The organism is Helicobacteraceae bacterium (genome assembly GCA_031258155.1).
GTDB lineage: Bacteria > Campylobacterota > Campylobacteria > Campylobacterales > SZUA-545 > JAIRNH01.
The window spans coordinates 1-11,852 of the sequence record JAIRNH010000017.1 but is presented as its reverse complement, the minus strand read 5'-3'; the positions used below and the strand labels follow the sequence as shown (position 1 = coordinate 11,852).

Sequence of the window (11,852 nt, the reverse complement as noted above, 5' to 3'; positions counted from 1 at the left end):
AAAGCGGGAGTTGACGCTTTTGAGGGCTGGGAGCCTATAGGAAATGATACAGTCAAATTCACGGGCATCTTTAACGGCAACGGCAATAAGATAACAAATCTTTGGATAAATAGAACTTCCACTAACTATGTAGGTCTATTTGGATATATAGAAAATGCTCAAATCAAAAATCTTGGAGTTGAAGCAGAAGAGGTAAAGGGTTATTATTATGTCGGAGTTATCGCGGGATTTGTTTATGAAGGCGCGATTACAAACAACTACGCTACGGGAAGCGTTAGCGCAACGGGCAATTGTGTCGGCGGCATTGTAGGATATGTTTCGAGCAACTCTACAATCAAAAACAGTTATGCTGCCGGAAACGTTAGCGGAACCGGCAGCAGTATCGGCGGTATCGCAGGATATATTGGTGAGAGCGAGATCAAAAATAGCTATACTACAGTAGATGTTAGCGGAACCGGTAGCGATATCGGCGGTATCGCAGGATATGTTTATGACGCCGCTACGATCAAAAACAGCTACGCTGCGGGCGATGTTAGCGGAATTAATGGCGTCGGAGGTATCGCGGGAACTGTTTATGACAGCGATGTAAAAAACAATGCTGTTGTCAATCCGTCTGTTTCTGGAAACTCCCATACTCACCGTGTAGTTGGGCGTACCAATAATTTGTTTCACGTTTCGGACAACCTCGCATTAACTTCTATGATGATAACCCCAAGCTCCAGCGACGCTGACCTTAACGGAGCGAACGCAACGGATACGGAGCTTAAAACGAAAGCGACCTACGAAGGTTTGGGTTGGAGTTTTACGGACGTTTGGATAATGCCCGCTGGCGGCGGCTATCCAATCCTTCAATGGCAACAACCATAGTCTCCCGTCATTCCCGCGTTTTTTAAAGCGGGAGTTTATTTTTTCTTTTCTTCTCTCCGCCATTCCCGCGAAGCGTTCGCGCTTGCGCGCGCGGAAATGACGAGAGGCGGCGCGATCGGGTTAGTAGAGTTGCAAAGAGCGTATAACGGAGCAAAGAAAACGGCTTTAGCGTCGCATAAAACGCTACTTTTTTGCGATAAGGCTAATTGCGGGCGGTAACCGCGAAAGAGCGCGTCGAGTTTCTTTCTTTAAGAACCCCCGCAAATTCTTTACGATTGTTTTATTAAGCGGCGCCGAGAGGGGGAATCGAACCTTCGCGCCTTGCGTTTTATTGAGTGGTGCCGAGAGGGGGAATCGAACCCCCACGCCTTGCGGCGCCGGATTTTGAGTCCGGTGCGTCTACCAGTTCCACCATCTCGGCTTTCTTCGAACGCGATTGTAGCAAAAAACGTTGAAAGCCGCCGTTTAAAACCGTCCGCGCCGCCGCTTTTTGCCCCCTCGCGTTACAATTATACGGCGAAAGTTAAAGGGCTGCAGATGAAACGCTTAAACGTTTTGTTTTTATTTTGCGCGGCGGCGTTCGCGGAAGTTTTTGCGTTAGAGGATAACTATTTAATAAACCGCGATGAAATTAACGCTTCCGATATTATAGAGATTGACGCAAATTCGGATTTTGTTATCGATCGGTTTGATAATAAAAGCGCTATTCAAACGCCGCTTAGCAAATTAAAGCGGCTATTTAGCGATCGCGGTATCTCTATAGATTCGCGTTATCCGATCATAACTTTTTACTATTCGCGCGATATTGACTTAGAACTTATCAAAGAGGCGTTAAGAGATCGTTTTACCGAAGCGTATCCGTCGATTAATATTGATTATATAAAAATCAAGCCGACTTCGTTTAGCGATATAGACGGCTTAGAGATCGCGCAGGTGGACGTTCAACAAAACGCGCTTCGCAGAAACAAAGGCGGCTTCGCGGTTTGGTTTGGCTCGAACGACAAAAAAGTAAAACGGACGTTTTTCGCTTTTGAGATCGCGGCTAATATGCGCGTTTTGCAAGCCTCCAAGCAGATCGAGCGCGGAACGATACTTTCTAAAGACAATCTCGACGAAACGCTGATAGTTTTCGATCATATACCGTCTAAACCGATCGATAAATCCGCGCTTGGCAAGATAGCGGCAAAGCATAGATTAAACAAAGGCGATATTATTGTCGATCGGTTTGTCGTAGCGTTGCCGGACGTTAGAAAAAACTCGCAAATTACGACCGAGCTTATTAAGAACGGCGTGAAGCTATCGTTTTTGGGCGTTGTGCAAAAAGACGCGGATATTGGCGAGCTTGTAACGATAAAAGATCAGAATAGGCGCGTTTTTATCGCGAGGATCATATCGAAAGAATTAGCGAGGATAGAATGAAAATCGTCGTTGGAATTAGCGGGGCGAGCGCGGCTAGTCTAGGGCTTAAAGCCTACGATTTGATTCCGAAAAATCACGATAAATATCTAGCGGTAAGCGACGGCGCTAGAGCCGTTTTGCAAATAGAGGAGGGCTACAAAAACGACGACATATCCGCTCCGATCGCAAGCGGATCGTTTGGAGCGGAGGCTACGCTTATCGCGCCGTGCAGCATGAACGCGCTGGCGAAAATTTCTTGCGGGATCGCCGATAATCTCGTTACTCGCGCCGCCGCCGTCGCTATTAAAGAAAAACGCCGCCTTGTCGTAGCGCCCCGCGAGGCGCCTTTCGACTCGATCGCGCTTGAAAACATGTTAAAACTTTCGCGGCTGGGCGTTATCGTCGCGCCGCCCGTTCTCGGCTATTACGCCAAACGCCAAACAGTCGAGGATTTGGAGCGTTTTATTATCGGCAGGTGGTTTGATCTGCTTGGCATAGAGAACGATTTGTATAAACGCTGGGGCGGCGCGGCGGACTAAAACCCCCGCCAAACGCGCCGCGAAATATATTGCTAAGCCGAGCGAGCCGATCGAGAGCAGAGGGTTAGACGCGCCTAGAGGCTTGAAAAAGCCGCCCGAAGGCGGCGTAAAAGCCCGCCGCAAAGCGGTTAATGGAGAGTTGGCGATTATAGGTTCTGTTTAAGACGAGCGGAACCGCTTTAACCGACGAATAAAAAGAGATTATCGCGCGAGATAAATACGAGCGCGGCTTTGTTCGGCTTTGTTCCGTCGCGGCGGTTATAGCCCCTCCTCGACGATCCGCCACAGCAGATCGACCTCTTTGTCGTCGAATAAAATCGTCTCGTTGGTTTCAAACAGCCTGATAACCGCTTCGCGCCTAAAGCCCTCTTTACGGGCGCATTCGCCGTGCGCGGGCGCTAAACAGCGAAGTAGCGCGACAAACGGATCGTCGATGCGTCGCTCGCATATCAGGCATTTTAGATCGCGATGAAGCCGCCCCTCGCGCTCCCACAACGCGCACGCGGTCTCTATCAAAACCCGCTTGGGATTTTGAACGCTCAGTTTCAAAGCGGCGCGATCAAGCAGCGAAAAATAAAACTCGTCGATAGTCTCTATGCCCGCTAGATGACGATGGAGCAGATGAAGGAATATCTGCCAGTAGCGGATTTTGCTTATCTCGAAAAGCCAATCAAATCCAAGGTGCGAAACGCTTCTTAGGCGCGGCATAAAGAACGGATCGTTTTCGCACGCGAAGTCGATCTTATATCCAAGCTGCAAAGGGCTATGTCTCGCGCCGTAAAAGCGATAGAGCGAAAAGAGGCGATCGGCGCATAGAATAGAGACGATCAGGTCTTCGTCGCGGTGTTTCTTGAGGTTCAAAATATATCCGCGCATCGCCTTGTAATCCGTTTTATAGTATTATATTAGCCCCTTATTTAATAATCGATTAAGGTTTTGAATGGATTTGCGCTATAGCGACCTTTTTACGGAGCGCGACAACTGCGGTTTCGGTCTGCTCGCCAACATAAAAAACATACCTTCGCACCAGACGACAAAAGACGCTATCACGGCGCTAACCCGCATGATTCACCGCGGAGCGATCGCCGCCGACGGCAAGAGCGGCGACGGGTGCGGTCTTTTGTTTTCAATCCCCGATCGCTTTATGCGAAAAGTCGCCGCGGAGAGCGGCGTCGATCTGCCCCGCGAATACGCGGTGGGCAACCTGTTTCTATCTAGCAAAGATCAAGAGGAGACGATCAAGGAGTTTTGCGAGCGCAACGATCTTAAAGTCGCGCTGTTTCGCGAAGTTCCGATCAACACAACCGCTTTAGGCAAACAGGCGCTTGAAACCTTGCCGCTGATCGTTCAGGCATTTGTCGTTCCCGCCTCGCCGATCGCTACGCGCCGTTTCGCGCCGCTACTATATCTAGCGCGTAAAGAGTTGGAGCGGCGTTTCGCGGACGACGAAAAATTTTACGTTACGTCGTTTAGCGCCAAGACGATCTGTTACAAAGGGTTTGTAATGCCCACGCATATCGAGGAGTTTTTTCCCGATCTGCAAGATAGCGATTTCGCCGTTAGTTTCGCGCTCTTTCACCAACGCTTCTCCACAAATACGCTTCCGAAATGGCGGCTTGCGCAACCTTTCCGCGCCGTCGCGCACAACGGCGAGATCAACTCGATCGGGGCGAACCGCTTCAACGTAGCGGTAAAATCGGCGGCGATGAAAAGCGGGGTCTTTTCTCAAGAGGAGTTGCGACGCATATTTCCGATTCTGGAGACGGGCGTAAGCGACTCGGCGAGCTTTGATAATATGCTGGAGTTTTTGCTGATCAACGGCGTAGATTTTTTCAAAGCTATTCGCTCTATGATACCCGCGCCGTGGCAGAACGCGCCGCACATGGATTCGCGCCTTAGAGCCTTTTACGAATACGCTTCGGCGCGCCACGAGGCGTGGGACGGTCCGGCGGCGATCAGCTTAACGGACGGACGCTATATCGGCTGCATACTCGATCGCAACGGGCTGCGCCCCGCGAAATACACGATCACCAACGACGATAGGATTTTGATCTCCAGCGAGTTTGGCGTGTTGGACTTGACAAGCGATCAGATCAAAGAGCGCGACAAGCTCAAAAGCGGGCAGATGATCGCCGTCGATCTTAAAAACGGCGCGATCCTAAAAGACGAGGATATAAACGACTATCTCAAAGAGTCTCAACCCTATAGCGAGTGGCTTAACTCCAAAATGTATTATCTGCAGGAGTTTGTCGAGGAGCTATTTGTAAAAGACGTGGATTTAGGCGACAAACTTATTCCTTCGCAACGCTACTTTCAGATTACCCGCGAGACGATCGAGCAGGTTATCAAACCGATGGCTGAAACGGGCAAAGAGGCGACGGGCAGTATGGGCGACGATACGCCGATGGCGGCGTTTAGCGACGCTTTGCGCCCGTTTAGCGACTTTTTTCGCCAACGTTTCGCGCAGGTAACCAATCCGCCTATCGATCCGCTTAGAGAAAAAGTGGTGATGAGCGCCAATACGGGCTTTGGGCAGACGCACAACATACTCGACGAGGAGTCGATCTACGCGCGCCGCCTCAAAGCCGACTCGCCGATCCTCTCGCTTGAGAAGCTGGAGGTGCTGCTCGCTTTTGGCGACAAAGCCAACCCGACTTTCGATCCAATGTTCAAAAACCGCGTTTTCTCCACGGCGTTTGAAAGCGATCTGGAAGCGGCGCTAAAAAACCTTTTTAACGCCGTCGCCGCCGCCGTGAAAGAGGAGGGGGTGCGTATCGTCGTATTGGACGATCGCGCTTTGGACGAAAAAAACCTTGTTATACCGATGGCGATGGCGGTCGGATACTTAAACCGCGCTTTATTGGACGCTAATCTGCGCTATCTCGTTTCCATCGTGGCGATTACGGGCGAGGTATTAGACGCCCACAGCGCGGCTATTTTGCTCGCTTTTGGCGCCAGCGCGGCTTATCCTTACCTGCTGTTCGCGACGATTGCCAATATCGATCAAGAGTTTGGCAAAAGCAAGCAGGAGATTAAGCGCGATCTAAAAAACTGCGTCGGCGCGATCAAAGCGGGTTTGCTAAAAATTATGTCAAAGATGGGCATTAGCGCGATCGCGAGCTATCGCAACTCCGCGCTGTTCGATATTATCGGGCTGGACAAAACGCTTGTCGGCGAGTGTTTCGCCGGCGCGATCGCTCACCTAAGCGGGCTTGGATACAAGGAGATCGAGGAGCGTTTGAAAAGGGCGCGCGACAACGCTTTCGCGAACTATATTTCGCGCCTCTATCCGCTCGATATTGGCGGGTTGCTCAAATATCAGTGCGACGGCGAGTATCACGACTTTTCGCCTTACGCGATCGGCGCGATGCATAAACTTGCCGAAAGCGGCAAAGCGGAGGATTACGAGGCGTTCAAATCGCTGATCGTAAATCGCGGCGAGCGGGCGATCCGCGACTTTTTGCTTATCAAATCCGATCGCAAGCCGATCGATCTAAGCGAAGTAGAGCCGATCGAAGCGATCGCCTCTAGGATCAACGGCGCGGCGATGAGTATCGGCGCGATCAGTCAGGAGGCGCACGAGGCGATCGCGCAGGCGCTCAACAGGCTAGGCGGCAAATCCAATTCGGGCGAGGGCGGCGAGGACGAGGTTCGTTTCGGCGCCTATAAGGTCAGCAAAATTAAACAGATCGCCAGCGGGCGCTTTGGCGTTACGCCCGCCTATCTTCGCAACGCCGAGGAGATTCAGATCAAAGTCGCTCAAGGCGCGAAACCGGGCGAGGGCGGGCAGCTACCGGGCTACAAGGTCTCGCCGTATATCGCCAAGCTACGCTATACAATCCCCGGCGTTACCCTGATCAGCCCGCCGCCGCACCACGATATATACTCTATCGAGGATTTAGCGCAACTTATTTTCGATCTCAAGCAGGTTAGTCCGAAAGCCTATATCAGCGTTAAACTCGTTTCGATTGGCGGCGTGGGGACGATCGCGGCGGGCGTGGCGAAGGCTTACGCGGATAAAATCGCCGTTTCTGGTTGCGACGGCGGCACGGGCGCGGCGCAGCTTAGCTCTATCAAATACGCGGGCAACCCGTGGGAGCTTGGACTCGCCGACGCGCACGACTCGCTTAAAATTAACGGGCTGCGCGATCTTGTGGAGTTGCAAACGGACGGCGGTTTGAAGATCGGGCGGGATATTATCAAAGCGGCGTTGCTTGGCGCCGAAAGCTACGGCTTCGGCACGGCTATGCTCGCGGCGCTTGGCTGTCGAATGCTTCGCGTCTGCCACCTAAACCGATGCACCGTCGGCGTAGCCACGCAGGATAAGCAGCTACGCGAACACTATACGGGTTCTGTGGAGCGGCTTGTAAATTATCTAACGCTTCTTGCCCAAGACGCGCGCAAAGAGCTGGCGCAGATGGGCTACAAGAGCCTAAGAGAGATTATCGGGCGGCGCGATCTATTCGAGGTCAGCTCCTCGCCCAAAGCCAAACATTTTGATTTTTCGCGGCTTTTGCGCGTGATCGAGGGACCTAATTTATGGCGCGGAAAACATAACGATCCCTATCCGTTCAAAGGCAACGAATACGAAAAAGAGCTATTAAAAGCGGTTTATCCGAGCATTAAAAATCCAAGCGAGCGCGCCGTAGAGATTCGCGACGTGCGCAATACCAATCGTAGCGTCGGCGCGATGATCAGCGGCGAGATCGCGCAGTTTTACGGCGACAAGGGGCTTCCCGAAGGAACGATCACGCTTAAGCTAAACGGCGTTACGGGGCAATCGCTAGGCGCGTTTCTCTCGTCGGGCGTTAATATCGAGGTCAACGGCGTGGCGAACGACTATGTGGGCAAAGGTATGCACGGCGGCAAGATCGTCGTTTCGCCCAAGGTGCAGGGCGCGCGTTTCAGCGCGGCGGGCAACACCTGTCTTTACGGCGCTACGGGCGGCAAGCTCTACGTCGCGGGTTCCGTCGGCGAGCGCTTCGGCGTGCGCAACTCCGGCGCGGTCGCGGTGGTGGAAGGCACGGGCGATCACGCCTGCGAATATATGACGGGCGGCGCAGTGGCGATCTTGGGCGAAACGGGCGTTAATTTCGGCGCTGGTATGACGGGCGGCGTGGCGTTTGTTTATGATCGCGAGTCGCGCTTTATCGACAGGCTCAATCAGGAGCTTGTCCGCGCGGTGCGGATCGATACCTACGAGGAGGACGAGGGCAAAACCTACCTAAAGAAACTGCTAAAGAGTTTCTACAACGACACGGGCAGTCAAAAGGCTAAGTTTTTGCTCGATAACTTCCGTCAAGAGGTCGTCTATTTCTGGATGGTAAGCCCTAAGGATATGAAGGTTACTTTTCCATACGAGGCGGGCTGACGCTTGAGCGGCATAGGAGCTAAGTTTGGCGCTCGCCGCGCCGCGCTCGCGTTAATCGCGGGCGTTTTGCTCGCTGGTTGCGCCGTAAAGCAAACGCCGCCGCCGCCGCAAGTCGTCGTCGTCGAAAAACATCCAAAAGAGCGCCAAGAGATAAACGTTACGCTGATCGCGGTCGGCGATAATCTTATTCACAAGCAGTTGATCAATCGCGCCAAAACAAAGGACGGCTACGATTTCGCGCCGTTTTACCAAGAGGTCGCCAGCGTCGTCAAAGCCGCCGATATAGCCTTTATCAATCAAGAGACGCTAATTTCAGGCGAGCGTTTTGGCTATTCGGGCTATCCCGCGTTTAACGGACCAAACGAGATTGGCGAGGCGATCTACAATCTTGGTTTCAGAGCGATCAACCACGCCACCAACCACGCTATGGACAAAGGCAAAAAGGCGTTGTTGGCGACGATGGACTACTGGAAAACCAAATCCGGCGCGATCGTGTTAGGCGTTCACGCCTCGCAAAAGGAGCGCGAAAAACCCAAGATCGTAGAAAAAGGCGGCGTGAAAATCGGTTTTCTCGCCTATACATACGGTCTAAACGGCATTAAACTGCCCAAAGACTCCCCCTATTTGGTTTCGCTGATCGATACTAAGGCGATGGAACAAGAGATCGACGCGCTAAGAAAACTTTGCGATTTTCTTGTCGTCTCTATGCACTGGGGCGACGAATACGCGCGCGCGCCCAATAAAACGCAAGAAAAGCTGGCGCGGTTTTTAGCCGATCGCAAGGTCGATCTTGTGATCGGGCATCACCCGCACGTCTTGCAGGGCGCGCGATGGATCGAGCGCAAAGACGGCGCTAAAACGCTCGTCTATTTTTCGCTCGGCAACTTTATTTCGGCGCAAAACAAAAAACCGCGAATGCTCGGCGGTATGGCAAAAGTCGTATTAACCTCGCGCGATAACAACGTCTCGTATAAAAGCGCGGAGCTTTTGGGGGTCGTTACCCATTTTGAAAAAGGCGCTTCGGGCTTTAAGGTCTATTTGCTCGATGACTATACGCAAGAGTTGGCTAATCGCCACGCGCTTAGCGCCAAACCCGAAAAACTAGATTTAACCTACCTGCGAAAACTTTACGACTCCGTAGTTCCAAAATCGTTTAGAAACGCCAAGCGCCCCTGATACCCGCTAAGCGCGGCGGGCAAAATTACCCCTTTGGCGCGTTTGGATACCCGCTTTTTTGCGATTGCGAAACGTTCGCGTCTCTATTCGCTTCGTAGCGAATATAAGGGCAAGGAAGCGCGAAAATAGCGATCTTTTTTAATTTGCCAATAGGGTTTTATCTTGCTTTAAGGTTATGTTTCGCTATTATTCCACGCGAGAAATTTGGTTTAATTCTCAAAATCAAAGAAGGAGTAACAATGACGGACGCAAACGGCGTAAGTCTCAAAACGACGAATAAGCGGGGGGGGGGGCTTTTAGCTCTAATAACGGCGCTAAGCCTCGCCTTGCCTATAGTAGCCGACGACGAATCGGCTGAATTAAACGGCGCTCCAGCCGTTAGCGAACAATCGAATCAAACCGCGATCGCTCCCTCGAGAGCAAAATCGGACGACGACGTAACGGAGCTTGACGAAATTAAAATCGTCAGCGCGGCGGGTTACGAACAAAATATCGCAAACGCTCCCGCAAGCGTCTTTGTGATAACCAGAGAGCAACTAGAAAACCGATCGTTTAACGATCTAACCGACGTTCTTAAAACCGTGCCGGGCGTCTATGTGGAAGGCGGCAGCGTGTTTAAGGACATATCCATTCGCGGTATGAGCAGCGGCTATACGCTCTACTTAATCGACGGCAAACCAATGTCGGGAAACGAAGCGCACAGCCCTAACGGTATGTCGGGCGGTATCGCCACAAACTCCCTGCCTCCCGTTTCTATGATCGAGCGCATAGAGGTCGTCAGAGGTCCCGTCTCTTCGCTTTACGGCTCCGAAGCTATGGGCGGCGTTATCAACATTATCACCAAGAAAGTTCCCAGCGAATGGTCTGGCAGCTTTAAGGGCGAATACACAAAGTCCTACAGCGACATAAGCGAGGACGGGTTTCAAGCTAGCGCCAATCTAGCCGGTCCCGTTATACGCGATCTGTTGTCGTTGCAAACATACGGCTCCATTTTGGGCATAGACGAAAGCCGCTATGTAGCGGGCGGTAAATCCTCGTCGTCAAACCCCGATTTTACGGCTAGACAGTTTGGCGTAAAAGCGATCGCGTCGATCAATCGAGCCAATAGCGTATGGGCGGGTTACGACTACGCGAAACAAGAGAGGGTTACTATTACGGGCAATAGCGTATCCGCTAACGGCTCCGCCGATCGTAACGCCAGCGAAAATCTGTCTATTAAACAGTCGTTTGGCGGAGGACACGATCTGAAGCTGGATAATTTCACGCTGACCACCTATATTCAAAACGCCTCCACCAAAAATCCTTCGAGAGGAAACGGGATCGACTTCGAGGCGCTAACGCTGAACACGCAGGGGACGTATTACTTTGATACAAATATCCTGTCGGTCGGAGGGCAGTATAAGAAAGAGGAGCTAGACGATCGCGCCACAAACGGACTGCCCGCTATAGCCAATCCAACCAACGTTATGGAGCGCTGGTCTTTCGCGGTTTTTGCCGAAGACGAGTGGAATATCCTCGATAGTCTGGCGCTAACGGGCGGTATCAGGCTTAACGAGGACGAAGAGTTTGGATCGCATATCGACCCTCGCGTCTATCTGGTCTATGACGTAACGGACGCTTTGGTCGTTAAAGGCGGCGTCTCAAGCGGGTATAAAAGCCCCAGCCTACGGCAAGCCGCCGCCGATTTTGGCGGAGTAACGGGCGGAGGAAGTTGCCCCCCTAGCAACCCTTGCATAACGGCGGGCAATCCCGATCTTGAGCCGGAATCAAGCGTAAGCTACGAGGCTTCGATAATTTATACGGACAAAGAGACGGGTTTAGGCGCAAGCGTAACAGCGCACCGCGCCGACTACAAAGACAAGATAATACTGGAAAACCAGTGCAGTAGCGGCGGCGCTAACAACTGCGTATATGGCGGGTATAACGCGTATCGATCCGTCGCGCAGTATAAAAACGTCGATAAGGTGGTTATCGAAGGGCTTGAAGTTACTTTGAACTACGATCTGCCGTCGATTGTTTCGCTCGGCGCGACCTATACCTACACGGACAGCGAGCAAAAAACGGGATTGCTTAAAGGCAAGCCCGTAAGCGGAGCCGCAAAGCATATAATCAACGCAAACGTCAATTTTGCCATTACGGAGAGGTTCAACCTTTGGGGTCAGTATAGCTACGTTGGCAAGCAGGAGTCCTATACGCTTAACAGAACAAGCACGGGAACTACCTTCAGCGAAAACGACTCTTACGGTTTTGCGGATATTGGCGCGGTCGTTCGCTTAAAAGACGGTATGAAGCTCTTAGCGGGCGTGTATAACGTCGCCAACAAAGAACTAAGCAACGCGGATCACGGAAGGTTTATAGACGGCAGAAGGCTTACCGTCGGCATTAACGCCGACTTTTAGCTAACGCCATAGAGGTTTGAACGCCGCCGCCCGTTATATTTTAGGGCGTTAAACAACCGCCGCGCTTTATAGGCGCGGCGGTTTTGGCGTTTTCAAAAACCG

7 protein-coding genes and 1 tRNA gene are annotated in these 11,852 nt (G+C 51.9%); 6 read left to right on the top strand and 2 right to left on the bottom strand.

The features are described from left to right. Window positions 1-867: hypothetical protein (locus tag LBF86_02330; protein MDR0664343.1), on the top strand; the 867-nt coding region annotated here is incomplete at its 5' end. Window positions 868-1,203: 336 nt separating this feature from the next. Here the strand turns inward: LBF86_02330 and LBF86_02325 are convergent. Beyond that, a tRNA-Leu gene (locus LBF86_02325) sits at window positions 1,204-1,288 on the bottom strand. A 116-nt stretch (window positions 1,289-1,404) separates the two neighbouring features. Between LBF86_02325 and flgA the strand changes: the two genes are divergently transcribed. Both flgA and LBF86_02315 read left to right on the top strand, forming a co-directional pair. Continuing rightward, on the top strand, window positions 1,405-2,286 hold the full coding sequence (flgA, locus tag LBF86_02320; GenBank protein MDR0664342.1) for a flagellar basal body P-ring formation chaperone FlgA: 882 nt from the start codon (window positions 1,405-1,407) through the stop codon (window positions 2,284-2,286). Continuing rightward, complete coding sequence (locus LBF86_02315; GenBank protein MDR0664341.1) at window positions 2,283-2,804, top strand: UbiX family flavin prenyltransferase; 522 nt, start codon at window positions 2,283-2,285, stop codon at window positions 2,802-2,804. Before flgA ends, LBF86_02315 begins: the two co-directional genes overlap by 4 nt. 258 nt (window positions 2,805-3,062) lie before the next feature. Here the strand turns inward: LBF86_02315 and recO are convergent, their stop codons facing one another. Next, window positions 3,063-3,680, bottom strand: a complete 618-nt coding sequence (gene recO, locus LBF86_02310) for a recombination protein RecO (GenBank protein MDR0664340.1) — start codon at window positions 3,678-3,680, stop codon at window positions 3,063-3,065. Between the two features lie 64 nt (window positions 3,681-3,744). Between recO and gltB the strand changes: the two genes are divergently transcribed. The 3 genes from gltB to LBF86_02295 all read left to right on the top strand — a co-directional run bounded on the left by gltB (window position 3,745) and on the right by LBF86_02295 (window position 11,750). Next, entirely contained in the window at window positions 3,745-8,175 is a 4,431-nt protein-coding gene (gene gltB / locus LBF86_02305; GenBank protein ID MDR0664339.1) for a glutamate synthase large subunit, read from the top strand. 3 nt (window positions 8,176-8,178) lie between these two features. Continuing rightward, window positions 8,179-9,351 carry a CapA family protein gene (locus tag LBF86_02300; protein MDR0664338.1) on the top strand — a complete coding sequence of 391 codons (1,173 nt, stop codon included), beginning with the start codon at window positions 8,179-8,181 and terminating at the stop codon, window positions 9,349-9,351. A gap of 239 nt (window positions 9,352-9,590) precedes the next feature. Beyond that, window positions 9,591-11,750 carry a TonB-dependent receptor gene (locus tag LBF86_02295; protein ID MDR0664337.1) on the top strand — a complete coding sequence of 720 codons (2,160 nt, stop codon included), beginning with the start codon at window positions 9,591-9,593 and terminating at the stop codon, window positions 11,748-11,750. Window positions 11,751-11,852 lie beyond the last annotated feature (102 nt).

Coding starts and splice junctions, on each gene's coding strand:
- flgA (MDR0664342.1), top strand. CDS start 1,405: ATGAAACGCTTAAACGTTTTGTTTTTATTTTGCGCGGCGGCGTTCGCG.
- LBF86_02295 (MDR0664337.1), top strand. CDS start 9,591: ATGACGGACGCAAACGGCGTAAGTCTCAAAACGACGAATAAGCGGGGG.
- gltB (MDR0664339.1), top strand. CDS start 3,745: ATGGATTTGCGCTATAGCGACCTTTTTACGGAGCGCGACAACTGCGGT.
- LBF86_02315 (MDR0664341.1), top strand. CDS start 2,283: ATGAAAATCGTCGTTGGAATTAGCGGGGCGAGCGCGGCTAGTCTAGGG.
- recO (MDR0664340.1), bottom strand. CDS start 3,680: ATGCGCGGATATATTTTGAACCTCAAGAAACACCGCGACGAAGACCTG.